Annotated in this window: 29 protein-coding genes; 21 read left to right on the forward strand and 8 right to left on the reverse strand. The window is 42.8% G+C overall.

The features are described from left to right. Positions 1-73 precede the first annotated feature (73 nt). Both ACFFGT_RS16205 and ACFFGT_RS16210 read left to right on the forward strand, forming a co-directional pair. Positions 74-1,027: a bifunctional helix-turn-helix transcriptional regulator/GNAT family N-acetyltransferase gene (locus ACFFGT_RS16205; protein ID WP_377023568.1), complete on the forward strand. Its 954-nt coding sequence runs from the start codon at positions 74-76 to the stop codon at positions 1,025-1,027. A 193-nt stretch (positions 1,028-1,220) separates the two neighbouring features. Beyond that, positions 1,221-2,048: a hypothetical protein gene (locus ACFFGT_RS16210; protein WP_377023569.1), complete on the forward strand. Its 828-nt coding sequence runs from the start codon at positions 1,221-1,223 to the stop codon at positions 2,046-2,048. 194 nt (positions 2,049-2,242) lie between these two features. Here the strand turns inward: ACFFGT_RS16210 and ACFFGT_RS16215 are convergent, their stop codons facing one another. From ACFFGT_RS16215 to msrB, 4 genes are all read right to left on the reverse strand, one after another. Further along, on the reverse strand, positions 2,243-2,536 hold the full coding sequence (locus ACFFGT_RS16215; protein WP_377023570.1) for a putative quinol monooxygenase: 294 nt from the start codon (positions 2,534-2,536) through the stop codon (positions 2,243-2,245). Between the two features lie 44 nt (positions 2,537-2,580). Continuing rightward, complete coding sequence (locus ACFFGT_RS16220) at positions 2,581-3,345, reverse strand: SDR family oxidoreductase (RefSeq protein WP_377023571.1); 765 nt, start codon at positions 3,343-3,345, stop codon at positions 2,581-2,583. 106 nt (positions 3,346-3,451) lie between these two features. Next, a complete protein-coding gene (gene msrA / locus ACFFGT_RS16225; protein WP_377023572.1) occupies positions 3,452-4,120 on the reverse strand; it encodes a peptide-methionine (S)-S-oxide reductase MsrA in 669 nt (222 codons plus the stop codon). Positions 4,121-4,144: 24 nt separating this feature from the next. Continuing rightward, complete coding sequence (msrB, locus tag ACFFGT_RS16230) at positions 4,145-4,639, reverse strand: peptide-methionine (R)-S-oxide reductase MsrB (RefSeq protein ID WP_377023573.1); 495 nt, start codon at positions 4,637-4,639, stop codon at positions 4,145-4,147. Positions 4,640-4,911: 272 nt separating this feature from the next. Between msrB and ACFFGT_RS16235 the strand changes: the two genes are divergently transcribed. The 4 genes from ACFFGT_RS16235 (at position 4,912) to ACFFGT_RS16250 (ending at position 7,326) form a co-directional block, all read left to right on the forward strand. After that, positions 4,912-5,508 (forward strand): sigma-70 family RNA polymerase sigma factor, encoded by a 597-nt coding sequence (locus tag ACFFGT_RS16235; RefSeq protein WP_377023574.1) that lies wholly within the window; start codon positions 4,912-4,914, stop codon positions 5,506-5,508. Positions 5,509-5,519: 11 nt separating this feature from the next. Next, positions 5,520-5,792, forward strand: coding sequence for a hypothetical protein (locus tag ACFFGT_RS16240; protein ID WP_377023575.1), 273 nt, complete (start codon positions 5,520-5,522; stop codon positions 5,790-5,792). Positions 5,793-5,934: 142 nt separating this feature from the next. After that, complete coding sequence (locus ACFFGT_RS16245) at positions 5,935-6,378, forward strand: DM13 domain-containing protein (protein ID WP_377023576.1); 444 nt, start codon at positions 5,935-5,937, stop codon at positions 6,376-6,378. A gap of 12 nt (positions 6,379-6,390) precedes the next feature. Then, on the forward strand, positions 6,391-7,326 hold the full coding sequence (locus ACFFGT_RS16250) for a hypothetical protein (protein WP_377023577.1): 936 nt from the start codon (positions 6,391-6,393) through the stop codon (positions 7,324-7,326). Between the two features lie 54 nt (positions 7,327-7,380). On the opposite strand, the gene ACFFGT_RS16255 is transcribed toward ACFFGT_RS16250, so the two are convergent. Next, on the reverse strand, positions 7,381-7,749 hold the full coding sequence (locus ACFFGT_RS16255; protein WP_377023578.1) for a winged helix-turn-helix transcriptional regulator: 369 nt from the start codon (positions 7,747-7,749) through the stop codon (positions 7,381-7,383). Positions 7,750-7,895: 146 nt separating this feature from the next. On the opposite strand from ACFFGT_RS16255, the gene ACFFGT_RS16260 reads away from it, so the two are divergent. The 12 genes from ACFFGT_RS16260 (at position 7,896) to ACFFGT_RS16315 (ending at position 18,559) form a co-directional block, all read left to right on the forward strand. Continuing rightward, positions 7,896-8,696: an SDR family oxidoreductase gene (locus ACFFGT_RS16260; RefSeq protein WP_377023579.1), complete on the forward strand. Its 801-nt coding sequence runs from the start codon at positions 7,896-7,898 to the stop codon at positions 8,694-8,696. A 202-nt stretch (positions 8,697-8,898) separates the two neighbouring features. Beyond that, the gene (locus ACFFGT_RS16265; RefSeq protein ID WP_377023580.1) at positions 8,899-9,615 is read left to right on the forward strand and encodes a DUF4397 domain-containing protein; all 717 of its coding nucleotides are present in this window, start codon (positions 8,899-8,901) and stop codon (positions 9,613-9,615) included. 143 nt (positions 9,616-9,758) lie between these two features. Beyond that, entirely contained in the window at positions 9,759-10,577 is an 819-nt protein-coding gene (locus ACFFGT_RS16270) for a cytidylyltransferase domain-containing protein (protein ID WP_377023581.1), read from the forward strand. A gap of 473 nt (positions 10,578-11,050) precedes the next feature. After that, entirely contained in the window at positions 11,051-11,404 is a 354-nt protein-coding gene (locus ACFFGT_RS16275) for a YciI family protein (protein WP_377023582.1), read from the forward strand. Positions 11,405-11,583: 179 nt separating this feature from the next. Beyond that, positions 11,584-12,834 (forward strand): RNA polymerase sigma factor, encoded by a 1,251-nt coding sequence (locus tag ACFFGT_RS16280; protein ID WP_377023583.1) that lies wholly within the window; start codon positions 11,584-11,586, stop codon positions 12,832-12,834. 81 nt (positions 12,835-12,915) lie between these two features. Next, positions 12,916-13,386, forward strand: coding sequence for a YHS domain-containing (seleno)protein (locus ACFFGT_RS16285; protein WP_377023584.1), 471 nt, complete (start codon positions 12,916-12,918; stop codon positions 13,384-13,386). A 45-nt stretch (positions 13,387-13,431) separates the two neighbouring features. Continuing rightward, a complete protein-coding gene (locus ACFFGT_RS16290; RefSeq protein ID WP_377023585.1) occupies positions 13,432-13,875 on the forward strand; it encodes a YHS domain-containing (seleno)protein in 444 nt (147 codons plus the stop codon). A gap of 173 nt (positions 13,876-14,048) precedes the next feature. Next, complete coding sequence (locus ACFFGT_RS16295; RefSeq protein ID WP_377023586.1) at positions 14,049-14,732, forward strand: phosphopantothenoylcysteine decarboxylase domain-containing protein; 684 nt, start codon at positions 14,049-14,051, stop codon at positions 14,730-14,732. Between the two features lie 23 nt (positions 14,733-14,755). Further along, positions 14,756-15,154 (forward strand): DoxX family protein, encoded by a 399-nt coding sequence (locus tag ACFFGT_RS16300; protein ID WP_377023587.1) that lies wholly within the window; start codon positions 14,756-14,758, stop codon positions 15,152-15,154. A 35-nt stretch (positions 15,155-15,189) separates the two neighbouring features. After that, a complete protein-coding gene (locus ACFFGT_RS16305) occupies positions 15,190-15,690 on the forward strand; it encodes a hypothetical protein (RefSeq protein ID WP_377023588.1) in 501 nt (166 codons plus the stop codon). Further along, complete coding sequence (locus ACFFGT_RS16310; RefSeq protein ID WP_377023589.1) at positions 15,678-17,462, forward strand: NRDE family protein; 1,785 nt, start codon at positions 15,678-15,680, stop codon at positions 17,460-17,462. Before ACFFGT_RS16305 ends, ACFFGT_RS16310 begins: the two co-directional genes overlap by 13 nt. Before the next feature lie 2 nt (positions 17,463-17,464). After that, a complete protein-coding gene (locus ACFFGT_RS16315; RefSeq protein ID WP_377023590.1) occupies positions 17,465-18,559 on the forward strand; it encodes a thioredoxin family protein in 1,095 nt (364 codons plus the stop codon). 134 nt (positions 18,560-18,693) lie between these two features. On the opposite strand, the gene ACFFGT_RS16320 is transcribed toward ACFFGT_RS16315, so the two are convergent. Next, positions 18,694-19,665, reverse strand: a complete 972-nt coding sequence (locus ACFFGT_RS16320) for an alpha/beta fold hydrolase (RefSeq protein ID WP_377023591.1) — start codon at positions 19,663-19,665, stop codon at positions 18,694-18,696. An 89-nt stretch (positions 19,666-19,754) separates the two neighbouring features. Between ACFFGT_RS16320 and ACFFGT_RS16325 the strand changes: the two genes are divergently transcribed. Then, positions 19,755-20,609, forward strand: a complete 855-nt coding sequence (locus ACFFGT_RS16325; RefSeq protein ID WP_377023592.1) for a LysR family transcriptional regulator — start codon at positions 19,755-19,757, stop codon at positions 20,607-20,609. A gap of 119 nt (positions 20,610-20,728) precedes the next feature. Here the strand turns inward: ACFFGT_RS16325 and ACFFGT_RS16330 are convergent, their stop codons facing one another. After that, positions 20,729-22,462: a discoidin domain-containing protein gene (locus ACFFGT_RS16330; RefSeq protein ID WP_377023593.1), complete on the reverse strand. Its 1,734-nt coding sequence runs from the start codon at positions 22,460-22,462 to the stop codon at positions 20,729-20,731. 288 nt (positions 22,463-22,750) lie between these two features. Here ACFFGT_RS16330 and ACFFGT_RS16335 point away from each other — a divergent pair, with 288 nt between their 5' ends. Beyond that, complete coding sequence (locus tag ACFFGT_RS16335) at positions 22,751-23,158, forward strand: DUF6855 family protein (protein WP_377023594.1); 408 nt, start codon at positions 22,751-22,753, stop codon at positions 23,156-23,158. Between the two features lie 55 nt (positions 23,159-23,213). On the opposite strand, the gene ACFFGT_RS16340 is transcribed toward ACFFGT_RS16335, so the two are convergent. After that, positions 23,214-24,446, reverse strand: a complete 1,233-nt coding sequence (locus ACFFGT_RS16340; RefSeq protein WP_377023595.1) for a serpin family protein — start codon at positions 24,444-24,446, stop codon at positions 23,214-23,216. Positions 24,447-24,599: 153 nt separating this feature from the next. On the opposite strand from ACFFGT_RS16340, the gene ACFFGT_RS16345 reads away from it, so the two are divergent. After that, positions 24,600-25,844, forward strand: a complete 1,245-nt coding sequence (locus ACFFGT_RS16345; protein WP_377023596.1) for an alkaline phosphatase family protein — start codon at positions 24,600-24,602, stop codon at positions 25,842-25,844. Positions 25,845-26,249 lie beyond the last annotated feature (405 nt).

A 26,249-nucleotide genomic window follows, 5' to 3' on the forward strand; every position in this document is an offset into this window, starting at 1 on the left:
AATGAGCGGCTTGTAGTTTTTAAAATCGCATTATATATTTGCGTAATCAGTTACATAATTAATTACTTATTATATGGATTTTTTTAATAAAGTAGGTAAAATGGCCATAGGCAGCAGGCTCAGGATGCTTAACGAAACTATTGGCGAAGATGCTGCCCGGATCTATAAATTATATGATATCGATTTTCAACCTAAATGGTTCCCGGTTTTTTATATATTACAGGATGGCGGCGAATTCACCATTACATCAATTGCCAAAGAGATTGGTCACTCGCACCCTTCAGTAAGCAAGATCATTGGCGAAATGGTGAAGGGGGGTTTTGTTACCGAGAAAAAAGATAAAGCTGATGGCAGGCGCAATATGGTAAGCCTGTCGGCCAAAGGGCGTGAAGCAGGTTCAAAAATCCAGGACCAGTATGCCGACGTTACCGGCGCTGTAGAAGAACTTTTGGCCCAGGCCAATCATGACCTGTGGAAAGCCATTGAGGAGTGGGAATATCTGTTGGAGCAAAAAACATTACTGCGCCGGGTGCAGGAACATCAAAAAATAAGGGAGAGCAACAAAGTACGCATAGTGCCTTATGAACCACGCTATGCCACGGCTTTTAAAGCGTTAAATGAAGAGTGGATCTCCACATACTTCAAAATGGAAGAGGCCGATTATAAAGCCCTTGATAATGCCGATAGCTATATCATCAATAACGGTGGCCATATATTGGTTGCCCTTTATAACAATGAGCCCGTTGGTGTATGTGCACTGTTAAAAATGAATGACCCGGAGTATGATTTTGAGCTTGCTAAAATGGCGGTTTCACCAAAGGCGCAGGGGAAAAACATAGGTTTTTTATTGGGGCGCTCAATTATTGAAAAGGCAAAGGCATTGGGCGGCCATAAACTTTACCTGGAGAGTAATACCATTTTAAAACCGGCCATCAGCCTGTATCATAAACTGGGCTTTGTGAAGGTAGCAGGCAGGCCTTCACCATATGAACGCGCCAATATCCAAATGGAGCTTGAACTGAAATAAACAGGCATCGAATTAATCACGCTGTCCGAACTCTCCTGACTTCGGACGACTATGCCTGTAGTTTATAACTACAGGATATTATTACCTTCATTAACAGATATATTAACTATTGTATAACAATTGTGAATAAAATTAACAAACAGTTTATAATATTCTTTGTTTATTGCAATTGAAACTTAAACATTATATCTATATGAAGCATAAAAAACTCCTGCTCAGCCTGTTAACCACAGCCGGTTTAATCACAGGCTTTAATGCCAATGCACAATTTGGAAGCCTGTTACAAAAAGCAAAAGACAAAGCAGCCCAAAAAGCCAGCGATGCTTTTGATAAAAAAACCTCATCATCTTCTTCTTCGTCATCATCATCTTCCGGCGCACCTAAGAGTAATAAAATAATTATCAATACCGGATTTGATTTTGTTCCGGGAGATACTGTATTATTCGCCGAAGATTTTTCAGCCGTGCCAGTTGGCTCTTCAACAAAAACATTTAAAACAAATGGGGCAGCTACTGTAGTTTCAGTCGGCGGCGAAAGCGGTAAATGGTTAGCTTTGGCTGATAATGCCACCTATAAGTTTACTAAACAACTTTTCTACCCAAAACATTTCACCGTTGAATTTGACATCCTTGCCGCTGCCGATCAGATCCGGGATATCTACCCGGTTAATTTTGGTTTTGTGACCGATAACAGTGTTCGTGACTATATCAGCAGCGGAGGCGCCTATGTTACACTTAAATATTATAACGATAATGATGTATCTGTAAACAGTGAGTTCCTGAGCAAATACCTTAACAGCACGTTTGACCTGACAACATTTACCAACCGCAAAATGCACGTATCATTAGTTGTTGACGGCGACCGCATGGTAGTTTATCTCGATCAAACCAAACTGGCTGATACAATGGCCTTTATGCCTACAACAGCCAAAAACCTTTACATAAGTGCCCCAATGCAATATAAAAACGGATCAAAAGTACTGGTGAGCAACTTTAAGATCATGGGCTTTAAAAAGGTATAAGTTTATATTATTGGAGAAGGCTCTTTGCTTTTTTCCAAAAGCACAAATATAAAAATCGTCATTGCGAGGCACGAAGCAATCCCAAACTATACAGAGCGTCTCTGCAAATCGGGGATTGCTTCGTGCCTCGCAATGACGTGTTAAAGACTTACGAAGTTTTGAAAACTTCGTAAGTCTGGATTCTACGTATAAAACTACTTCACAGCCAGCAAATCTACCTTTTCAATTACCGGGGCTGAGGCAAGTAATTCAGGCGCTTTCGCCATCAGGGCCTTAGCAATCTCACCGCCTAAATGTGCTTCGCGACCTGCTTCTGTTTCAAACGTATCAAAAATACCGAAGGTTGAGGGGCCTATCTTCAGCGCATACCAGCTTACAGTATCCGGTTCCTGTTCGGCAAGCGGCAGCGCGCTTGTTATAAAGTCGGCCACTTCCTGTTCTTTACCTGGTTTGGCTTCAAGCCTGGCCAGCAATGCAAATTTTACCATTGGGTTGTTTGTTTTTTTTAGTGTATCTGTATTTATTTCTGCTTTTATAAAAGACTGGCAGTTATACCGCCGTCAACAGCCAGGTTTTGGCCGGTTATGTATGATGCTTTATCCATAACCAAAAAAGCTACGGCCGCAGCAACTTCATTATCTTCAGCTATCCGCCTTAAAGGGGTACGGGAAATGATCTTATCCAGTTTTTCGGGATTGGATAATAAACCTTTGGTTAGTGGCGTATAAGTAAACCATGGCGACACCGTATTTACCCTGATGCCATAAGCCGCCCACTCCGATGCCAGGTTACGCCCCATCTGGATCATGCCGGCCTTAGCCATGCCATAAGGCGCCCCGGTGCCTACATCATAAGAACCGGCAACCGATGCTATATTAACTACAGCAGCTTTATTGCCTTTTTGCAATAATGAGAACAACAAACGGCATAGCTCAAAAGGTGCAAGCATATTAATGCCAATTACCTTATTGTACTCGTCAACACTATACTCATGCGATGCCTTCCTGATATTAATACCGGCGTTATTTATCAATATATCCAGCTTGCCCCAATGTTGGGCAATCCATTCAACTATTCTGTTTTGAGCGGCTGCATCAGCAACATCACCCGATATGGCGGTAACCCTGCCGCCTTGTTGTTTAAATTCCTGCTCAGTATTAAACAAGTCGGTTTCATTACGGCCGGTAAATAAAACTTCGGCGCCTAAAGCAACAAGCTCGGCAACTACGGCCTTGCCAATTCCCTTTGATCCGCCGGTAACTAATGCCTTTTTATCTTTTAAGTTCCAGTTATTCATAAATTTTAATTGATGTTATGAATGTAACACGCTTTTAGCTATTTGGTGCCGGTTGCCTCAAAATAAACAATGAGGACAACCGGGCAACCAAACACAACATTCACACTTAACTCGGATCTTTATGCTGAAACTCGGGTTTCAGCAGGCTGTTCATCGCTTTACGCAGTTTCAATACTTTAGGTACCGAAACATGGCTGATATACGGGTTATCCATATGCAGCCTGTAATACCCCTGGTGATAACTTTCGGCAGGATACAATACTTTAAACGGAACAACCTGCGTAACAACAGGGCTGCTGTAATGATGACCCGCGTTCACTTTAGCTATTACACTTTCCAGCGTTTTCTTTTCTTCGGGTGTACGGTAAAAAGCTACCGAGCGGTAATCATCACCAACATCCGGGCCTTGCCTGTTGACAGTAGTTGGATCATGAGCATAAAAAAACGCTTCGGCTAAAGCAGCATAGCTTATTTCAGCAGGATTATAATACACCTGCACCGATTCGGCATGGCCGGTATTTTTACCGCAAACATCCTCATACGATGGATTTTTGGTTGTACCGCCGGCATAACCGGCCACCACTTTATTAACACCCTTCAATTCATACAAACCTTCCGAAAGACTCCAGAAACAGCCACCTGCAAAAGTGGCAACCTTTTCACCGGCCTTTGGGGCAGGCAGGCTTGCAAAGCCGTTCCCGGCGGTTTGTGCATTGGCACAGCCAAATAGTATCAGCAGGCCAAGCAGGCATATATTCAACTTTTTTGTTAACATGATGATTTCAATTTAATGGTTTAATTATTTAGCCGGAACAAACTTAAAGGCATATGAATCCATGCAATAGCGCTTGCCTGTAGGTGCCGGACCATCATTAAAAACGTGCCCCAGGTGCAAACCAGTGCTGGCTTCAACTACCTCTTCACGCACCATCCCGTACGATGTATCCTTTACAATTTTTATAGCTTTAGGATCAACAGGTTTAAAAAAGCTTGGCCAACCCGTGCCGGATTCAAACTTGGCATCCGAACTAAACAATGGTTTACCGGTAGCCGCACTTACATACATCCCTTTTTCATGATTGTTCCAGTAAGGGTTATGGTAAGGCTGTTCGGTGCCCTTATTTACCAATATCTCATAAGCCTCCGGCGTTAACACCTGTTTCCAGTAACTGGCAGGTTTGGCCTGGGGATATGTTTTAGTATCAACTGTTTTATCGGCATGCGGAGCGCTTTGACTGCAAGCATTAAGTGCCAATAATATAAATGGTATTATAAACAGATTTATCTTTTTCATACCCCCTTTGTCGGATACGTACGGAAAACCTTACAGGGTAATTAAAGTATTTCTGTCATTCAATTGTCTGAAGTTAGTCTGAACCGGAATTTATCGAATTAAAGAATTAATTGAATTTCTTGGTCACATTATTTCATTCAATTCCTCTTCAAAAAAAATAAAAAAATTCTGTAAGGATTCCATCCCCTCCCCGACTAAAGCACAAATCAAAACAACAAAACGACAGCATGGGCGATAAACTTTTACGCAAACCCTTACCAGCACATTGATTTATGCAAAGTCAAAACAGCAACGATAAAAACCTTGATAACATGACCGATCCGCATGTTTGGGTAGCGCGGCATGCCGATTATCTTTATAAATATGCCCTTACCCGTATCAATGATGAAGAATTAGCCCGCGACCTTATACAGGAAACCTTTTTGGCTGCATTGGAACGGCTGCAAAAATTTGAAGGCAAAAGTACCGAACGCACCTGGCTTACCGCTATTTTAAAAAACAAGATCATTGATGTTTACCGCAAAAAAGCATCGGCCTTTGTTAAAGAAGCGGGAGTAACATTTGCCGAACAAGAAACCGACGATTTTTTTGAACCGGATGCCAATAACTGGAAGCCCGATCACAGGCCTGCAGAATTTGGCATCGAACAAACCGATCATCTCGAAAGCAAGGAATTTGAATTGATACTGCAAAAATGCCTGGCGAAGCTACCCTCGCTCTGGCTTTCGGTTTTCACCATGAAACACCTGGACGACGAACACACGGATACCATTTGCAACGACCTGAGGATAAGCCCATCAAACTTTTGGGTAATTATTCACCGCGCCAAACTAAGCCTGAGGGAATGCCTTCAAAAAAACTGGATTTAAACTAATTGGATATGGACGAATTAACTAAAATAGCCTACAACTGCAAAAAGGCTACTTACTTGATCGAGAAGCAGGACATAGGCGAAATCACCCTTCGCGAAAAGCTGGAATTAAAGATCCACCTGGCAGGCTGTAAAGTTTGCCGGGTGTTTCAACAGCAAAGTATCGCAATTAACCGTATGGTGAAAAACATTTTCCATCATCATGATGCCGAAAACATCAAACTTGATGATGAATTTAAAAATGAATTGCAGCACCTGATTGATGAACAACTGGATAAATAATTACCTATAGATAAAAACTATACTTAACTATTCAACAATTCAACATTTTTTATACCCGCATTAAGAGTAATATTATTGTTACTTCGGTTGTAAGGTTTCCTGCTCCGGGCCGACTAAGCCGGAAACCTTTAATCAACACATTATGAAAATGATGAAACTTACCGGGGCCTGCCTGTTAATTTTATTGATAGCCGGTGCTGCAACCAGTTGTAAAAAAGAAAGCACACCAACGGCGGCACTCAATGAAAAAATCGACCCTACGGTATCAGCACCACAAAGTAGCAGCGGCGGTTTTAGCAATGGCCCTTATGGTGCCGTAACAGGCAGCGCACGCGTTTATCTTACCGATGGCAAGTATCAATTCGCCCTCGAAAATTTCAACACCAGTAACGGGCCGGATCTTAAAGTTTATATCAGCAAGGAGCAAAATCCGGCACATTTTGTAAATCTTGGCTCCTTAAAGTCAACAAGCGGCAACCAGGTTTATGATATCCCTACCGGTGTCGATCCTAAAGACTACACCTACGCATTGATCTTTTGTCAGCAGTACAACCATCTATTCGGTTACACGCAACTTACCTTTTAACAAACAGAGTTCATGAAATATCTATATATATGTTTTATAGCTATGGCTATATCGGTTAAAAGTTTTGCGCAGGGCTGTAGTGATGCCGGTTTTTGCAGCCTTGGTTCATTAAAAAACCATCTTACCGATGATGATTCAGCTACCACCGTAAAGAAAAACCAAAGTATTGCCTTTGGTATTAACTATGGGCTTGGGGAGCAAAAAACAAGTACTGTTAATGGCTACATCGAGTACCAGGCAAAATTCAACAATCGTTTTGCCTTTCAATCAAAAATTACGGGTACTTATGCTACAGGCTTTTTAGGGAATACTTTTAATCCCGACGATGTTTATACAACGCTTAACTATTCGCCGCAAGTAAGCAAGGTAAACAGCCTCAATTTTATTGGCGGTATAAAAGTACCCTTAACCTATGGTAACGCTAAAAACGCCGAAGGGAAACCACTGCCCTTAGATTACCAGGCCAGCATAGGTACTTATGATGCCATAGGCGGTGTAAACTATATTGTAAACCGCAAATGGGAATTTGATGCCGCGGTACAGGTACCGGTGATCCAGGTGAACAAAAGCACTTATTTTCCTGATGAGTACAGCGACCCAAGGGCATTGAAGTTTGCGCCTACCAACAATTTCAGACGAAAGAGTGATCTGTTAGCCCGGATCGGGTATTATATTTATTTACCGCAATCATCCATTACGCTTAAGCCAAGTATATCAGGAATTTATCACGTGGGCAATGATACCTACGAAAACCGGTTTGGTGATAAAACATTTATTGATGGTTCACGCGGGCTTACACTTAACGGCAGCATTGTAGCAACAAAACGATTTAAAAACGCCAACCAGTTTGAGATAGTTGTAGGCACGCCGTTTATTGTACGCAAGGAACGGCCCGATGGCCTAACCCGCAGCGGGGTAATTAACTTTCAATATACTATAGCTTTTTAGTCCCCCTATATTTTCCGGCTGCCCGCAGGGACACGGGCAGCTTTTAAACACCTGTTAAATTTCGGGCAATACCAGCCGCTTTTTGATCACCCGGCGCAGGTGCTCGCTGTTAGTATCGCCCCATTGCCCCAGTTCATTTACAATGGGCATTATTGATTTGCCCAGTTCTGTTAAGTAATACTCTACTTTGGGCGGTTGCTGGTCGTATACCGTTTTTGCCACCAACTCGTCATCCTCCAGTTGCTTTAGCTGAATATTTAAAACCCGGCGTGATGCTTCGGGAATGTTTTTTTGTAACAGTCCCGGCCTGCTGATACCCTGCGATATGTAGTATAACAGGTGGATCTTCCACTTGCCAAATATCACTTCGCGTATCAGGTCAAGCCCGCATTCCTCTTGTATGGGTAATTTCCTTTCGTACATAGCTTGTCAGTTTTCAGCCTTATAAACATGCAAATATTTAAAACCACAGGGATAAATTTATCCGTATTGAATCATTTTTCCGTACTTGACCCAGCCCTGATACTTCATCAACTTTGCATCATCATACAAACAAAAATCGACATAAAATGATTGCAAAAGCAAATTTCAATATTGACCCAACTGAGTTTAAAGGCAAAAAAGTCCTGGTTACGGCCGGAACCAAAGGCGCGGGCAAGGCTATTTTTGAACGCCTGTTCAAAGCCGGAGCCGGTATTGTAACCACTGCCCGTACCCAACCGGCCGGCATTAAACCCGAACATTTTATCCAGGCCGACCTAAGCACCAAAGCCGGTACTGATAAAGTGATCAGCGAAACCCTTAAACGCCTGGGCGGCATCGATATCCTGATCAACAATCTTGGCGGTTCCGAATCACCTGCCGGTGGCGTTATGGTATTAAGCGATGAAGACTGGGAAGCCGCCCTTCAAACCAATTTATTGGCAGCAGTACGTTTGGATAGAGGCTTGCTGCCAACTATGCTCAATCAAAAACAAGGTGTGATATTGCATATTTCATCCATCCAGCGCAAAATGCCACTTTTTGAAGCAACACTGCCTTACGCGGCAGCAAAAGCAGCGTTGAGTAATTATAGTAAAGGCATCTCCAAAGAGCTTGCGCCAAAGGGCGTGCGGGTTAACTCGGTGGCGCCAGGCTTTATCAACACCGGCGGTGCACAGGGCATGATAGATAACCTGGCCTCACAAAATGGCGGCGACAAGGAGGCCGCATTAAAAACCATCATGGATTCGCTGGGAGGCATCCCTATGGGCCGGCCTGCCGAGCCCGAAGAAGTGGCTGAACTGGTAGCCTTCCTGGTCTCAGACCGGGCCGCTTATTTAAACGGCGGTGAATTTATTATTGATGGCGGCACCATCCCTATAATATAAGCTTCATCAACAATTGTAATAGCGGGTAACATTTTATCCGCTATTTTTTTACAATTGAAATCAGGCTCCGTACATACTAAAACAAAAGCCCAAACGTATTCATCTTAAATAACCCCGGGGTTAAAATTTTTAGCCCAAAGTAGCGTAATGCCTGCTGATTACGTAAAGTTAAAATATCAGTTTACAACCAATATTTTAGTTTATGAAAACAGTTCAGCAGAAATTAACAAGGCGGGCAGGCATTATCGGGATGGTGTGTTTGCTGGCAGCAACACTTAGCTCGTGTTTAAAAGACCACAACAATTACGTTCAGCCCCCGGTGGCGCTCGTTTCGGTCATCAATGCCTCACCCGATTCTGATCCGGTTGATTTTTACTTAGAGCCTAACAGGGCTAATACTTTTCCAATCCGTTACGGCCATGGTATAGACTACATTAACGCTTACCCCGGTAAAAGAACGGCTACTTTTTATGTATCCGGCACTAAGCAAAAGGTTGCCGCAGATACTATCGACCTTACAGCCAAAAAACTTTATTCGGTATACCTTGCCAACACAGCAGGCAAACGCGATGTGATTTTTGTTGCCGATTCTATCGTTCAGCCGGCTTCAGGTATGGCCAGTATCCGTTTGGCAAACTTAAGCGCCGATGCAGGCTCAGTTGACCTGGTTACTTCAAAAGATTCGGTTTTGGCATCAAACAAAGCTTATAAGCAGGTGTCAGATTTTGTGACCATTAAAGGCGGCGCCACTTACACCCTTAACATCCGTCAAAAAAGTACCATTACTGTACTGGCAAGCCTCACCAATATTAACCTTCGTGCCGGTTCGGTATATACTGTATGGTTGCAGGGCATTAAGGCAGCCACCGACGATAAAAAACTAAGTGCCGATATCCAAACCAACGTTTTCTATTATTAAATAACCTATACCTATGTTGTAAAACCTGGCCCTTGTGCCGGGTTTTATTTTTTGCAGACCACCCCATTGGTTAACAATTTCATAATATAAACTTCGCCATATTTAAACCTTACCATTATACATTTAACCCGGTTAATGTTTTTTTGATAAACCTCAAATTTCCGGAAAAGATGGATGAGCGTGTAGTGATTATAGTGCCGGCCCGCATGGCATCAAGTCGTTTATATGGTAAGGTGATGTTGCCTATAATGGGTAAAAGTTTATTGGCGCGCATGGTGGAGCGGATAGGTATGATCCAGCACCAGGCCAGCATTGTTATTGCCACCACCGAAGGTGCCGAAGATAATGTCATAGCGCAAGAGGCCGAAAATCTTAACATCCCCTGCTATCGCGGCAGTCTTGGCAACCTGCTTGACAGGCATTACCAGGCAGCCAAATTTTTCAATGCCGATGTAGTGGTAAAAATCCCTGCCGACTGCCCGCTGATCGATCCGCGGATCATTGATAAAGTATTGGAATATTTTTTCAGCAACAGGCAAAAGTTTGATTATGTGAGCAACCTGTATCCTGCCACCTATCCGGATGGTAATGATGTGGAGGTAATGACCATAGCCTGCCTTAAACAAGCCTGGGAAAATGCCGGTCGCCCTTACGATTTCGAGCATACTTCGCCATACATATATGAAAATCCGCTTATTTTCAACATAGGCAATGTAACCTGGGAAACCGGTCTGGATTATTCCATGTCGCACCGTTTTGCACTTGACCACCCCGAAGATTTTTATTTCATCGAACGCGTATTTAAAGAGCTATACCCGGTATGCAACCGTTTTTCATGCCAGGACATCATTAACCTGCTGAAACTAAAACCCGAGATCTACGAAATTAACGCCCGTTATAACAGTACCAACTGGTACAACAAGCACTTGAGCGAAGTAAAGCCGGAATTTGCGATGGCGTAGGTTGTCTGAATCAGAATTTACAGGATTTTAGAATTAACAGAATCTACCCTCTCTCATATCGTCATTATAGCGCAAGTGTTGTGCGTGGTCTACAGCACAGGCTCACTTGTGCCCATGCCAATGGCACAAGCCGCTAATTATATATCTCCCAGGTTCACGGACTGTGCGAATTTTCAGAAAGAGAATTTACAGCCCTCTTTTAGCGCAAGTGTTGTGTGGTTGCCTGAGGGGATATGCCCACTTGTGCCTAACCCAAAAGCACAAGTCTCCAATCACTCATCCCCCGGCTCAAGACTTGCGCTAAAGTTGATTAAATCCCATAATCCCGCAAATCCTAAAAATCCAGGTTCAGAAAAAAATCCGAAATCGAACATCTGAAATCAAAAATAATTTCCTCCCCTGTCCTATTCCCCCATTCTCATTTGATATAGAAGTGTAATTCATATATTTATTAACCTTTAAAATTTAAAAAGATGGACGAATTCGTTTTAATTTTCAGGCACGAGGATGGCACTAAAGTAGCTTCTCCCGAACAGATCCAGATCTGGATGAAACAAACTATGGATTGGATTGGCGGTATTGCTGCTCAAAACAAGTTTGTTAGCGGTACAGGTTTGCCCTTTGCCGATGCCAAAATTGTAGGCCATGGCGGCGTAGTTACCAACGGCCCTTTCGGCGAGATCAAGGAAACCATAGGGGGCTTTGTAATTGTAAAAGCCGAATCGGTTGAGGAAGCTGTTGAATTTGCCAAAGGCTGCCCGGTTTTACAGGGCGATGGCAATACCGTTGAGGTACGGAAAGTTGCTAAGAATGATGGGGTGCATTAAGAGCACCCACTAAATAGCAATATTTTTATCACCCGGAACCATACTCACTACCGTCATTGCGAGGTACGAAGCAATCCCCGATTGGCAGGGCAACCAAGCAGGTCTCCCTGTAAAGTTCGCGATTGCTTCGTACCTCGCAATGACGTGATGGAGTTGTCGTTCTATTCAGAATCACTCTCATGCAAAGCCCCGAAATCATCCCCCATTTATTCCGCACAGAGTACCGTAAAATAGTATCGGTACTGTGCCGCCGCTTTGGGTTTGATGAAATGGAAACTGCCGAGGACATTGCCAGCGATACTTTCCTTACCGCTGCACAGGCATGGAGTTATAAAGGCATCCCGCCCAACCCAACAGCCTGGCTTTATAATGTAGCCAAAAACAAGGCAAAAAATCATTTACAGCGCAATACCATTTTTGAAAGCAAGGTATCCCCGGAAATACAAACCTCTGAGGTCTATGAACATGATATCGACCTTTCGCCTCAAAACATCAGCGACAGCCAATTGCAGATGATGTTTGCCATCTGTCACCCTGCCATTCCGCCCGAAGCACAGATCGGGCTCTCGCTACGGATCCTCTGCGGTTTCGGCATAGATGAAATTGCCGAGGCTTTCCTCACCGGCAAAGAAACCATCAACAAGCGCCTATTCAGGGCAAAGGAAAAGATCCGCAACGAAAAAATAAAGATTGAAATGCCGAGTCAGGCCGAGATTGATAACCGGCTGGAAAATGTGCTTACCACCATTTACCTTTTGTTTAGCGAGGGCTACTATTCGGTAAGTCAAAACCAGGTTTTACGTAAGGAGCTTTGCTTCGAGGCCATGCGCCTTTGCCACATGCTTATCGAAAACGAAGGCACCAACAAGCCACCAGTTAGCGCTTTACTTTCGCTCATGTATTTTCATGCATCCCGGTTCGAGGCCCGTACAGATCAAAACGGCGGCTTGATTTTATATGACGACCAGGACACCAACCTCTGGAACCAGGACCTCATAGCCAAAGGAGCCTGGCATTTAAACCTTGCCACCACCGGCACCCAACTATCAAAATATCACCTTGAAGCCAGCATAGCCTACTGGCATACCCAAAAAACGGATTCCAAAGAAAAATGGGAGAACATCCTCCAGTTGTATAACCGCCTGCTGCAAATAGCGTATTCGCCCGTGGCGGCGCTTAACCGCACCTTTGCGCTTGCCAAAGCCAATAGTCCCGAAGAGGCAATTATTGAAGCTGAAAAACTAAACCTCACCGGCAACCAGTTTTACTATACCCTGCTTGGTGAACTATACACCAGCATTGACAATGGGCAGGCCAAACTCAACTTTGAAAAAGCGCTAACGCTGATAAAAACACCTGCTGATACCGCCATTATACAAAGCAAAATAGATAAGCTTCAACTTACTCCCCCACCTGATATTACCATTTAAATATTTTTTTTGATTCGCTGTAAGGTTTGATGATCTGCCCCGACAAAGAGGGAAAAATCAGATATCAAGTTTAACACAATCATGAAAAAATTATTCAATCTCCTGTTGGTCACCGTATTTACGGTAAGCATTGCTTCGGCACAAGGCCAAACAGATGTTCGCAAAAAACAATTCAATTTAGATAAAACCGGTCTGGCCATTGAAGGCTACGACCCTGTTGCCTACTTCACCCAGCAAAAAGCTGTTGAAGGCAAAAAAGACATCGCCTTTACTAACGATGGTGTAACCTATCATTTTGCTACTACTCAGGATAGGGACTTGTTTAAAGCCAACCCCGCCAAATATGAACCGCAGTACGGCGGCTGGTGTGCCTACGCAATGGGTGCTACCGGCGAAAAGGTAGAGATAGATCCCGGAACCTTCAAACTTGTTGATGGCAAGCTGTACGTGTTTTACAATAAGTTTTTCAACAACACCAAAAAATCGTGGAACAAGGACGAGGCTAACCTGAAAGCCAAAGCCGATGCCAACTGGACTAAGGTAGTCCGCTAATGTGTCTTTACTAATCAATTATAAGTCAATCTAAAATCACAAAAAATGAAACGCTTTTTAATTATCGCGGCACTTGCATTTGTTACCGCTATCCAGGTCCATGCCCAGCAATCAGAAATATTTGCCCCCGGCGGCAAAGCCATTAAAGGTTATGACCCGGTTGCCTTTTTCAAAGAATCAAAACCGGTAAAAGGATCCGACAAATTTCAATACAAATGGAAAGATGCTACCTGGTTTTTCTCCACCAATGAAAACCTCGAAGCATTTAAGGCCGATCCTGAAAAGTATGCCCCTCAATACGGCGGTTACTGCGCTTACGGCACCTCGCAAGGCCACAAAGCCCCAACCCAAACCGATACCTGGACAGTACTGAACGACAAGCTCTATTTCAATTACAACGATAAATTAAAAGAACTGTGGACCAAAGACCAGGCAAACCTCATTAAGATAGCCGACGAGAAATGGCCTGAAGTGAAGGGGCAAAAGTAAAAGCTTATAGTGAAAGGAAAAGCGCAGGCACAGTACGATTCCTTCCCTGGGGAAGGAGGAGGAAGGGGTTTAAACTTTGCAAGAGCAGAAACCCCTCCCTGCCACTTCTCTGCCAACCGCACCCCTCCCAAGGGAGGGAATAAAAAAAACAAACCACCACACACAACAACAAGATGAAAACTACAAACAACAAACCCATAGTACTGATCACCGCCGGCCCTACCCGCGAAGCTATTGATCCGGTACGTTTCATCAGCAACCATTCATCGGGCAAAATGGGTTATGCCATTGCCGGGGCTTTTTTAGATAAAGGCTTTGAGGTGATTCTGGTTTCGGGGCCGGTAAACATCAGTTTATCTCACACCAGCCTCAGGGTTATTCCAGTTAACTCGGCTGATGAAATGTATACGGCCTGTCAAAAATATTTTCCTGTAGCCCAAATAACAATCTTCGCCGCTGCCGTGGCTGATTATAAACCGGCGCAGGTATACACTCAAAAAATGAAAAAGTCGGCACATGAGTTTAGCCTCCAAATGGTTAAAAATGTGGATATCGCCTTTGAGTTTGGTAAAATCAAACGCAACGATCAGGTTTCGGTTGGCTTTGCCCTTGAAACTAACGACGAGGAGCAAAACGCTCTCAAAAAACTCTACAGTAAAAATCTCGACCTAATAGTGCTCAATTCTGTAAAGGATGAAGCCGCCACATTTGGGTACGATACCAACAAGATCACCATCATAAACCGCGATTTCCAGTTCCAGGCATTCCCGCTTAAAAGTAAAGCGGAGGTAGCTGTGGATATTGTTACGGCCGCCATCAAAGTTGGTCAAAAACAGGAACAAGCGGTACAAGCATAAATTTTCAAAAAACATTCAACATCATGACTTACACTCAATTTAACATACTGGTTTGGGCCCTGCGCCTCCTGGCAGCCATTATTATGCTGCAAACCTTATTCTTCAAATTCACTGCCGCGCCCGAGTCGGTTTACATATTCACCAAACTGGGCATGGAGCCCTGGGGACGCATAGGTATTGGCAGCATGGAACTGGTAGCCGCCGTACTGATCATCATCCCCCGCACTACCGGCGTAGGCGCTTTAATAGCCGTTGGCCTCATGGCCGGTGCTATATTTTTCCACCTTACCAAGTTGGGTATTGCAGTACAGGGCGATGGCGGGCAGCTTTTTATACTGGCAACACTGGTGTTTATCAGCTCGGCCATACTGCTTTACATTTTCCGAAAAGAGGTACTGAACCTCATCCCCTTCCTCCATTAATAAAATTAAAAACCACCACTTAACAAGATATTATTATGAAACTTAAAGAACCAATCTCCAACCTGTTGGAGCAGCTACAATATGTAATTGACGAACTTACACCTATACAATATACCCAACCTGTAAAACTGTTGTCGCAATCAAGCATCGGTCAGCATACCCGTCATATCCTTGAGTTTTTTGTCGAGCTGAACAAAGGTTACGAAACCGGGATGGTTGATTACGATAAACGCATCCGCAACAAAAACATTGAGGCCGATAAGGATTTTGCCATCACCACTATCCGCCAGATAGAGGCTAACATTCAAAAACCTGATAAAGAATTATTACTGCAAGCTGAGTACGGCGATGGTGAAGCACATTCGGCACAGGTTTTTTCAAATTACTATCGCGAACTGGTTTATAACCTGGAGCATACCGTTCATCACATGGCTTTGATCCGTATTGGGATAAACGCCGTATCGGATGTGGTTATTCCTGATGAATTTGGTGTTGCCGCATCAACACTTAAGTATCGTAAGGCATGTGCACAGTAACCTACGTCCCTACAAAAAGCGGGTTTCAGCTCACCTCCAACCGCGATGAAAATGTTAACCGCGGGCAGGCCATAGCGCCGCGCAGGTACCAGAATGGTAACCACACCCTGCTTTATCCTAAAGATGCCGACCGTAACGGCAGCTGGATAGCTACAAAAAATAATGGAGATACCGTTGTGTTATTAAACGGCGCTTTTGTAAAACATACAGCTATGCCGCCTTACAAAACAAGCCGTGGACTGGTGCTGATGGATATTATCAATGCCGAAGATCCATACCTGTTTTACCGGGACAGTGAATTGGAAGGCGTTGAACCCTTTACCATTGTGCTTTATGCACAAGGCAGCTTGTATGAGTGCCGCTGGGATGGTGAGCGGAAGCACATTAAATTATTGGACGGTAAGGACGCACACATCTGGTCGTCAGCTACTTTGTATGACGAGGCCGCAGCTACCAAACGGGTTAACTGGTTTAATAACTGGCGCAAATCGGCCAATCCGGATAAGGTGGAAGATATCATGCATTTTCATCATCATGCCGGTGAAGGCGATGATAATGATGCCCTGGTTATAAACCGCGGCGGTAAAATGAAAACCGTAAGCGTTACCAACATCAACGTTAACCCGCAAAACATCACCATGACCTATCATGATTTGAGGGATGGTAACGAGTATGTAAACGACCTTGCCATAACTGAAACTACAAGCACTCCGCCTGTTGCATTACCTCGCTTTTTTGGTTTGAAAAGCTTTTTGATCAGGCTTTTTAACTGGGAATACTGGTCGTTCAATATGGTTTACGCGCCCATCATGTTCTATTGGTTTTGGCTGAGCTTTAAAGCACGTTCGTTTTTCTTTTTCAGTACGGCTAATCCTCTGATTGAAAATGGCGGTTTCGCGCTGGAGAGTAAAGCGTTGATCTATGACCTCATCCCTCAAAAATACTATCCCAAAACCATCCTGTTTAAAACAGGGACGGATTTCGGGCAGATTAAATCGGCCATAAAAGATAAAAACTTCGGCTATCCATTAATTGCCAAGCCGGATATCGGTGGCCGGGGGGTACAGGTAAAACTGGTGCATAACGAAGCCGAATTACTGGAATACACGCAACAGATCAGGGTTGATTTCCTGGTACAGGAATATGTTAACTATAAAAATGAAGTAGGCATATTTTACTACCGACTGCCCGGTGAGGCTAAAGGCCAGGTAACCGGCATAGTAGGAAAAGAATTTTTAGCCCTTACCGGCGACGGCAAGCATAGCATGATGGAACTTATTGTTAAAGAGCCCCGTTACCTGCTTCAATTGCCTGTACTAATAGATACTTATGGCGATAAACTGAACGTGATTTTGCCTGCCGGAGAATCAAAAACGCTGGTGCCTTATGGCAATCATGCCCGCGGTGCTAAGTTTATTGATCTCAGTCACCTCATTACCGATGAATTGACTGAGGCGATAGATGCTATGTGCCGTGAAATTCCCGAGTTTTACTTTGGCCGGCTGGATGTGATGTACAATAACTGGGATGAGCTGAGCCGAGGCAAAAACCTGTCCATTATAGAACTGAACGGGGCAGGCAGCGAGCCAACCCATATTTACGATACCAAACATTCCATATTCTTTGCCTGGCGCGAGATCATGAGGCATTGGAGCCTTCTGTATCGTGTTGGCAAACTCAATAAACAACAAAAAGGCATTAATTATATGACTTATAAACAAGGCATAACCATGCTTAAAAACAACACCGAATACTTAAAACTGGTATCATGAGCATGTCAAAGCAATTAAAACTATTTTGGGTAGCATTCAGCATTAGTTTTGTTGGGGCGCTGCCCATTGGTACATTGAATACCAACGTGGCCAATTTTGCCCTCAACGGCGATTTTGCCGGGGCAGCCTGGTTTGGGTTTGCCGCTATTTTGGTTGAGGTAGTGATCGTACGCATAGCCCTGGTAGTGGTTGATCAGTTAGTACGTTTAAAAAAGCTGTTCAAAATATTAAGCGTGGCCTTTTGTGTTGCCATACTGGTGCTGGCCTATAAAACACTGGAGGCGGCTTTCCATATGCGTAATTTTCAGGATGTACTGCCCTTTGTGGGGATGAACCCTTTTTATTCGGGCTTACTGTTAAGTCTGCTTAACCCGCTGCATTTACCCTTTTGGATGGGCTGGACAGCCGTTTTAAAAAGCCGAAAAGTTTTAAGCAGCGAAACCCGCGCTTACAACATTTTTATTGTGGCTATCGGTACAGGTACATTACTGTCGTTTATTATTTACGGCGTTGCGGGTAATTACCTCATGAATGTACTTAAAGCGCAGCATAACCTCATCAACTGGATACTGGGCTTAACCTTATTAATGACAGGTCTGGTGCAGGCCTACAAGCTCATCGCAGCACAAATACAATTAAATAAAAATCAAATGAAAAAATCAGCTCAGATATTATTGGTGTTTCTGATTACCGCAGCAGTAGGTTTTGCATCATGCACTCCAAAATTTAAGCCCAACCTTAACTCAAAGCAAGGCATCAATTTTAAAACAACTTCTCTTGCCGACGCACAAGCCATAGCCAAAGTCGAAAACAAACCGCTGTTTGTATTTGCCCATGCTTCGTGGTGCCCCACCTGCAAACAAATGGAACAGGAAGTATTGATTAAAAAGGAATTAGGTGATACTTATAATGCAAACGTTGTTAACGTGGCTATTGATATTGACAGCAAGGACGGTAAAAAGCTCCAGGAGCAATACCCAATAAGGGCTACACCAACCCTGTTCTTTTTTAATGCTGATGGTTCGCCGGCTAAAAAACTGGAAGGTTTTACTACAGCTGAGACTTTGTTGGTGGAGGAAGGGGAATTGAAGAAGTAAGGGATATTAAAAAAACGTCATTGCGAGGCACGAAGCAATCCCCAACTTTACAGAGAGACTTGCATAGCCGCTCTGCTCATCAGGGATTGCTTCGTACCTCGCAATGACGCAGTTTTTAGAACGCCATTATCTCGTTACTTAGGCAATCCACCTAAAAAGTCCAGCACATCCTGGCCTATTTCCTTGCCATGTGTTTCTAAGGCAAAGTGACCTGTGTTGTAAAACTTAACAGTTGCATTTGGATTATCCCGTTTATAACCTTCGGCGCCGGCAGGTAAAAAGAAAGGGTCTTTATTGCCCCAAACCGCTAACAGTTTTGGTTTGTGTTCCCTGAAATAAGCCTGGAATTTAGGATATAAAGCTACGTTGGTGCGATAATCAAGCATCAGGTCAAGCTGAATTTCCACATTCCCGGGGCGGTCAAGCGTTTGCTGATCGAGGGTGTAGCTTTCCGGAGCAATTAATGATGGATCAGATACGCCTTCAAAATATTGAAATTTGGTCATCTTTTCTTTTACAAAATCCCTTAAAGCATCCCTGTTTTCATTACTTGAATCCTGCCAGTATTTTTGAATAGGGTTCCAGCCGGAGCTCAGGCCTTCTTCGTAGGCATTGCCATTTTGGGAAATGATACCGGTTATCTTTTCAGGGTTAGCCAAAGCCAATCTTAAACCGGTAGGTGCTCCGTAATCAAATATGTAAATAGCAAAACGTTTAAGGCCAAGCTCATCAATAAATGACTGCATGGTATTGGCCAGGTTATCAAATGTATATTTAAATTGAGTATGATCCGGCATGTCTGAAAAGCCAAAGCCCGGCAGGTCGGGAGCCAGTACATGGTACTTTGTGCTTAAAATTGGGATCAGGTTCCTGAACATATGCGATGATGTTGGATAGCCATGCAATAACAATATGGTAGGGGCATCTTTAGGCCCCGCTTCGCGATAAAAAATATTTAAGCCGTTGGCTTTAATGTTGCGGTAATGAATTTGGTTGGTTTCCATAGTTTGAGTTTTTAATGCTGGTTTTTGTGTTGATTGCGCCTTAGCTCCGGCAACATAGGTAGCCACAGCAATTGCGCTTATTATCAGGTTTTTAGTTTTCATTTTTTCTGTTTTGATGATTCAAATTTAATATCGATATTTGATTATTAAAAACGATTAATAATGATATTTTAAATCACAAATAATGATTTATGAATACTAATGACCTGAAGATCTTTGAAGCGGTAGCTGCCAACGGAAGTTTTACCAAAGCTGCCGAGGCCATGTTCACTGTGCAATCAAACGTAACGGCCCGCATCAAAAACCTGGAAGAAGAGTTTGGTGCCGATCTGTTCACCCGTACATCGCGTAAAGTCGCCTTAACCAGTGCCGGCGAAACCTTGATGCAATACAGTAAGCAGATAGATCATTTAATGCAGGAGGCCAAAAAGGATATCAAAAAGTTTAGCCAGGTAAGCGGCAGCCTTAAAATTGGCTGTATCGAAACCACCATGGCCTTCAAAGTGCCGGATATCCTTAGCCGCTTTACAGAAAGCTACCCTGATGTCGATCTGGAGTTTAAATCAGAAATGCGAAGCGACCTCATCACCGATGTGATCAATTACAAGCTTGATGCGGCATTTGTATCAGCCCCCATCAATTCGCCCGAACTGGAGCAATTGCATATTAAAGAAGAGCAACTGGTGATCCTCGCCCCCGCACAGGGCCCCGAGCTTAAAGAATTACTAATGACCCAGCCGCTCAAGATCATTGTATTTGACCAGGGATGCGTATTCCGCGCCCGGCTGGAAGCATGGCTTAACGCCAAAGGCATTATTCAATATAAAAGCATCGTACTGAACTCGCTGGAGGGGATCATCAACTTTGTGGAAGCCGGTTTAGGCATCAGCATCCTCCCTGCCGAACTGATTGAGCAATACTACGCAGGCCGCAAACTTAAAACCCATACGCTTAATAAAGAATTAGGCACCATGTCAACAGTGCTCATCTACCGTAAAAATGTACCGCAATCAAGGGCTTTGAAGGCTTTTGTAGAAATGTATTGAGCAGGAAATATTAAGTTATTTATATTGGTGAGCCGGGTAAAGCTTCTTCCTTAAACAACTAAAGAGATCTTAGGTATAAGATCTCTTTAGTTGTTTAAATGGTATTGATATTTTTCAAACTATGGATTATATGTCCAAACATCACCAGAACGCATGGTAACCTGCGGACTGGTATAAAGCAACGTAGTGCCGTCAGTATCGTACACATAAAAATGCCCGGTTTCCATATTGGTGTTCATGTATAACACTACCTGGTTGGGTCCATGAGCTTTCTCGATATCACCCCAGCGCGCATTGGTTCTGTCACTTATAAAAATAATCTTTTTGGTAAGCCATCTTGCGTGCAATGAATTTTGGCTAAGATTACTGTTAGGGCCAGCTCCATAAATAATACCATATAACCTGTTTGCATTAGTCACAAAGCCCATCGACGTTATAAAAAGATCATTGGCATTGTAATTACCAAATAAAAAGTTACTGGCCGGGAAACTGGTAAGGCTATTGCTCAGGCTGTAACGCAGTTCCTGCCCGTTATGATGCATACCCATTAAATAGTAAGTTGAATTATTGTAGGTAAAAGCCTTTACATCCTGCGCAACAACATCTTCAGCTAAGACATCCCCTGTATAGCTAAAATTCACTTTATCAGTGCTTACCGCATGATGAACTGCTCGTTGGCTTACCGAATCTGTGAAGTTATTAAAATACAAATGATAGATACCGTTTTCTAAAAACCCAACGTTAGATCCATTTACATCGGCACCAGACCATCCGCTATATCCGTTCATATTTAATAAAGCACTTGCTGAACCACTATTCGGGGTCCAGTTAACCCCATCCGGAGATGTAGCAAATCCAGGTTTATTTTTAGTAGCTGTTTGAGATGGCAATGTTGTATAATACATCAACCAGCTCCCATCGGGGTTTTTCAATACCGTTTCATTATTAAGATGATACCAGGCGCCATTTCCAACTACCAAAGTATGCGTACCAAAAGTTATAAAGTTGTCATAGCTTACGGTCACAAACACCCTGTCGTGCTGGCCTTCTCCATTGTCCCATCCTCCATAATAGATATTCCATGCACCATTATAAACTATGTTAGGAGCGTATATATTGGGGTAACCATTTATAATATTATTGTTTGAAACAATTAATGGATCACGATCATCCTGGGTCCAGTTAAAGATACGTGTTGGGTTAAATGAATCAGATCCCGAATTATTGATCCGGTTTTGCTGAACTGAATTATCATTACCCGTCCACTTAAAATGATCGAAGCCTGCATCATATCCCGCAGCAACCTCTGCAAGCTGAAAATAATAGTTAGATCCATCAGTCCCCAGCTTGGTTGCTTCTATTTTAATACCTGTTGTATGCACCGTAACCGGAAGCGGTATCACTACAGGTAAATTAGTAGTTGATTTTTGTGGGTTAACAAAGTTGGTAAATGATTTGGAAGCAACCCAAGTTGCCCCGGAGTAATAATAAATAGTAAAATTTGAAGGAAAACTTAACCCAGAATTATTACTGCTATATCTTGGCGTCATTTTTACATAGTTTACATCGCTGGCAGTACCGAATTGAAACTGAATATATTCTGTACCGGCCGAGCTGGTATGTAATACCGAACTCCAACTGGTTGAAGTATTATTATCAATAGCATTTGAAGCAGGCCAGGAAGGATAGGTTGAAGAAACAGAGACGCTTGAAATGGTGAGATCTGTTGTAACTGATGTTGCTTTAATTGTTTTGGTAGTTTGGCTGCCAGATTTTTTTTCTAACAAATCTTTACTACAGCTGCTAAATAAAATAATGCTTAATAAAAGCATTTGGTTTAGTACGTTTTTCATGATAGGTAAGTGTTTAACAGGCTTTTTATAGACGACCTGTGTTTATGGTAAAAATATTTCAATTGTTTAATAGTTAATAATATTTAACCACAAAAACTTATACACAATCTCTAACAGGTTACCTATATTTTAACAATATTGATTATTTCATAATACAAACCATATCAACTTAACAAAACACTAAATAATAAAATGTTAGTAAGCTCTACTTAACACTCAAAACCTTAATTTGCAGTATAGTTTCTATACAGCGATAATCACCTGTTCCTTTATAAACCTCAATACGATATGGAAAACAATATTGGTACAAAAGAAAAACCAATGGCGCTAAAAACACCGCCATTAACTTCAGATTATACCATGCACCTGGATTCTAAAGATGGCAAACCCATATTGGTTTGTACCGTTGGTAAAACGGTGCTCCATTATGATCACCGCTGCCTGGCAGATCTGCATGCCATGTTAACCGCGCACGGCGATTGGATGGAACTTGGCAGTGCCGACGAGCAAAAGCCAGCCAAAGAAGGCACTGTGGAAGCCTGGGGCAGGTCAGAAACCAATCCCGTTGGCGGCTGGTACGGCTTAAAGAAGGGACTTCGTGGCCGATTTGCCATGTACGTGCCGCCGTTAATGGAAGCTTTGGGTATGGTTGAGTTAACTCATGAGGCCAAAGGCAATAAAATAAAAGCAAAATAATAAGTAAGGGCCGTATCACAAGTATTTATGTGATACGGTCTCTATTTTAGACTTTCTACTCGCTCTTAGTCGGATCACTCACAATACCTGCAAATAATATCAACCCGGTTTTCATTTCCCTTATCGCAAAAATAAAAGGCTTATTAAAAACATTGGTAGGTGCTGCCACAGTAGTGCCAACGCCAACAGATGTTACCGCTGCAGCTTCGGTACCATCCTCGTTCACATCAATATAGGCTTTATGCTTAACCTCGCTAATGGTAAGGCCACCGGCAGCGTTGATGCGGCTAAAATCGGCCTGATCACTAAAGGCAATACTCATTCCCAGTGATTTTAAAATATCCTTCAGGTCAATACTATAGCTAAATTTAAACTTGGGCATAGTAACATCCGATTTGGTTGCAATAAGCTTACCCATCAAAAAATTCCATTTGGTTGAATCAAGACCAAGAGCAAAGGTTTTCACATCTTCATCGGGCATGATCATTACTAAGCTATACTTACTGTTGCTGTAAGGCAATTCAATTACATTAGTACCATTATCATAGGCAACTTTAAGGTCAATACCTTTGTTGGTCATAAAATCAGTCTGTACAGTACTGTTGTTAGCGAGCCGAAATGGCGCTTTATAGGTTTTGGCTGCATCAAAGCGGGTTTTCCAGGTACTTTTAAAATAAATGGCATTGATGAGGTACATGCGGGCATCGTCAGCAATCTGATCAATGATCTTCGGGATCTTGTTATTGGTTTGCCCGCTTACCCAACTGTTAATGGTATTTGCCGATGCCGTTTTATTGCTGAAATCAAGTGCTTTTACTTCGGCACTATAAAAATCGGTGTTGGTTTTTATGAATGCAGGCAGCGGCGTAAAATTATTGGCATACCAAATGGAGTTGGCTATTTTGAGTGTTGTGTTTGGATCAAGGTTGGGCAGGTTGGTGATCAGGTTCTGATAATAGCTATTTACCTGATCTTCTGTAAAACCGTTAAACTCCATAGTTTTGCGGATATCAGTAAGTGTTTGCCCATTGGCGCCATTGCTGGTCATGCCTATAGCAAAGCTTACGCTTAATGGCGAAATGATAAGATTTTGGTTATCAGTAAGGGTGCCAATATCAGCTTTAAATAGTTTCAGGGTAAAAGCATTGCCCGGCCCAACCTGTTGTTGTTCGGTTGCCGAAAGCACCAGGTCTTTACCCGGGCCGTTATTAATAGGATCGACACCGCCTTTTTTACAGGCCGTTATTGCTAAAATTCCAAGACCGAGTAAAGTTATTTTGCGAATCATAGTTGATAGGTTTATAATTATAATTACGGTTTGTGAATTACTTACGCTACAGTGTGTTAAAAATTTATGGCCGATAAAAAGAATAACAATTTTTTAATCCCCGGGCTTTTAAAAACGCCGTAGTTTAGTCGTTTAAAATACTTATTTATACCGATGCGAAATCTACTTAAAACCGCAGCTCTTATCCTGCTGGTATCTGCCGGAGTTAACACCTTTGCTCAAACCCGCAAAGCTGTTTTTATTATTGCCGATGGCATCCCTGCCGATGTGATCGAAAAATTAAATACCCCTAACCTGAAACTGATAGCCAAACAGGGCACCTATCTCCGTGCACATGTTGGTGGTGAAAAGGGTGGCTATTCGCAAACACCAACCATATCGGCCAATGGCTACAACAGTTTGCTTACCGCTACCTGGGTAAATAAACACAACGTTTGGGGTAACGATATCAAAGCGCCAAACTATAACTACTGGAATGTTTTCAGGATGTTTAAAAATGCCTATCCCAACAAAAAAACAGCCATATTTAGCAGCTGGACAGATAACCGCACCAAGCTGATCGGTGATAAATTACCCGAAGCAGGCAACATCCACCCGGATTATGCTTACGATGGTTATGAACTGGATACCGTGAAATTTCCGCATGATAAAGCCGGGAATTACATGCACCTGATTGATGAGCAGGTTGCAGCCTCGGCAGCCGATTGCATCAAGGATAAAGCTCCTGACCTTTCCTGGGTATATTTAGAATATACCGACGATATGGGGCATAAATACGGAGATAGTCCGCAATACTATGATGCCATCGAAAAAATGGATGCACAGGTTGGTAAGATCTGGGCGGCAATACAATACCGCAAGCAACATTTTAAAGAAGACTGGCTGATCTTCATCACAACAGATCATGGGCGCAGTGAAGCAACAGGTAAGGACCATGGCGGTCAAAGCACCCGTCAGCGTTCAACCTGGATGGTTACCAGCTATCGCCCGCTTAATAATTATGCTAAATATTACACACCTGGCATTGTTGACATTACCCCATCCATCAACAGTTTTTTAAATGTAAAAGTACCGGAAACGCAGCAACGTGAAATGGATGGCATATCACTTATTGGCGCAGTATCTGTTGCAGAACCGGCTGCTAATTATGTACAAGGCTCGCTTGATATCAGCTGGAAAGCGCTTGATCCTAAAGGCGACGTAAAGATCTGGATAGCCGCCGGTAACGCTTTTAAAGAAGGCAAAACCGATGAGTATAAATTATTAGCTACCGTACCGGTTACCAATGAACATGTGCTGGTTGATGTTAAAAATATGCCTTCTAAATTTTATAAGATTTGCATTGAAGGGGTTAATAATACCGTGAACAGGTGGGTTTTATTGGATGAGAAGAAATAGATCAGGCATTTCAATAAAATATCATTAAGAAAAATATCCCCTTCCTTGCCACGCAGGGAAGGGGATTTGTATTTTGTAATCTAAAAACATTTCAATAATCTTCCTCATCCCCCCAAAATACAAACCACTTGGTATTGTGTACCCTCCCCTGGCTCCGTAAAATTGTGATATAAAAACAACCCAAAACCACAATGAAAAAGCCACAATTATGTACCCCTGGTGCAAAGCCTGCAAATTGCAGTAAGTTAAATTTTATTATGACAGGCATAGTAAGCCAATTATTAAACCGGCTGCTTGATCCAAAAAACGAAAAATTGACCTTTGCTTTTTTGCAGGTAAATTGCATACATTAGATCATTGCCGGATAGCGTTGATCTGTTTATCACAACCATTGACACCTTACCT

It is taken from the genome of Mucilaginibacter angelicae (assembly GCF_042434235.1).
GTDB classification, from domain to species: domain Bacteria; phylum Bacteroidota; class Bacteroidia; order Sphingobacteriales; family Sphingobacteriaceae; genus Mucilaginibacter; species Mucilaginibacter angelicae.

Coding starts and splice junctions, on each gene's coding strand:
- ACFFGT_RS16205 (WP_377023568.1), top strand. CDS start 74: ATGGATTTTTTTAATAAAGTAGGTAAAATGGCCATAGGCAGCAGGCTC.
- ACFFGT_RS16210 (WP_377023569.1), top strand. CDS start 1,221: ATGAAGCATAAAAAACTCCTGCTCAGCCTGTTAACCACAGCCGGTTTA.
- ACFFGT_RS16215 (WP_377023570.1), bottom strand. CDS start 2,536: ATGGTAAAATTTGCATTGCTGGCCAGGCTTGAAGCCAAACCAGGTAAA.
- ACFFGT_RS16220 (WP_377023571.1), bottom strand. CDS start 3,345: ATGAATAACTGGAACTTAAAAGATAAAAAGGCATTAGTTACCGGCGGA.
- msrA (WP_377023572.1), bottom strand. CDS start 4,120: ATGTTAACAAAAAAGTTGAATATATGCCTGCTTGGCCTGCTGATACTA.
- msrB (WP_377023573.1), bottom strand. CDS start 4,639: ATGAAAAAGATAAATCTGTTTATAATACCATTTATATTATTGGCACTT.
- ACFFGT_RS16235 (WP_377023574.1), top strand. CDS start 4,912: ATGCAAAGTCAAAACAGCAACGATAAAAACCTTGATAACATGACCGAT.
- ACFFGT_RS16240 (WP_377023575.1), top strand. CDS start 5,520: ATGGACGAATTAACTAAAATAGCCTACAACTGCAAAAAGGCTACTTAC.
- ACFFGT_RS16245 (WP_377023576.1), top strand. CDS start 5,935: ATGAAAATGATGAAACTTACCGGGGCCTGCCTGTTAATTTTATTGATA.
- ACFFGT_RS16250 (WP_377023577.1), top strand. CDS start 6,391: ATGAAATATCTATATATATGTTTTATAGCTATGGCTATATCGGTTAAA.
- ACFFGT_RS16255 (WP_377023578.1), bottom strand. CDS start 7,749: ATGTACGAAAGGAAATTACCCATACAAGAGGAATGCGGGCTTGACCTG.
- ACFFGT_RS16260 (WP_377023579.1), top strand. CDS start 7,896: ATGATTGCAAAAGCAAATTTCAATATTGACCCAACTGAGTTTAAAGGC.
- ACFFGT_RS16265 (WP_377023580.1), top strand. CDS start 8,899: ATGAAAACAGTTCAGCAGAAATTAACAAGGCGGGCAGGCATTATCGGG.
- ACFFGT_RS16275 (WP_377023582.1), top strand. CDS start 11,051: ATGGACGAATTCGTTTTAATTTTCAGGCACGAGGATGGCACTAAAGTA.
- ACFFGT_RS16280 (WP_377023583.1), top strand. CDS start 11,584: ATGCAAAGCCCCGAAATCATCCCCCATTTATTCCGCACAGAGTACCGT.
- ACFFGT_RS16285 (WP_377023584.1), top strand. CDS start 12,916: ATGAAAAAATTATTCAATCTCCTGTTGGTCACCGTATTTACGGTAAGC.
- ACFFGT_RS16290 (WP_377023585.1), top strand. CDS start 13,432: ATGAAACGCTTTTTAATTATCGCGGCACTTGCATTTGTTACCGCTATC.
- ACFFGT_RS16295 (WP_377023586.1), top strand. CDS start 14,049: ATGAAAACTACAAACAACAAACCCATAGTACTGATCACCGCCGGCCCT.
- ACFFGT_RS16300 (WP_377023587.1), top strand. CDS start 14,756: ATGACTTACACTCAATTTAACATACTGGTTTGGGCCCTGCGCCTCCTG.
- ACFFGT_RS16305 (WP_377023588.1), top strand. CDS start 15,190: ATGAAACTTAAAGAACCAATCTCCAACCTGTTGGAGCAGCTACAATAT.
- ACFFGT_RS16310 (WP_377023589.1), top strand. CDS start 15,678: ATGTGCACAGTAACCTACGTCCCTACAAAAAGCGGGTTTCAGCTCACC.
- ACFFGT_RS16315 (WP_377023590.1), top strand. CDS start 17,465: ATGTCAAAGCAATTAAAACTATTTTGGGTAGCATTCAGCATTAGTTTT.
- ACFFGT_RS16320 (WP_377023591.1), bottom strand. CDS start 19,665: ATGAAAACTAAAAACCTGATAATAAGCGCAATTGCTGTGGCTACCTAT.
- ACFFGT_RS16325 (WP_377023592.1), top strand. CDS start 19,755: ATGAATACTAATGACCTGAAGATCTTTGAAGCGGTAGCTGCCAACGGA.
- ACFFGT_RS16330 (WP_377023593.1), bottom strand. CDS start 22,462: ATGAAAAACGTACTAAACCAAATGCTTTTATTAAGCATTATTTTATTT.
- ACFFGT_RS16335 (WP_377023594.1), top strand. CDS start 22,751: ATGGAAAACAATATTGGTACAAAAGAAAAACCAATGGCGCTAAAAACA.
- ACFFGT_RS16340 (WP_377023595.1), bottom strand. CDS start 24,446: ATGATTCGCAAAATAACTTTACTCGGTCTTGGAATTTTAGCAATAACG.
- ACFFGT_RS16345 (WP_377023596.1), top strand. CDS start 24,600: ATGCGAAATCTACTTAAAACCGCAGCTCTTATCCTGCTGGTATCTGCC.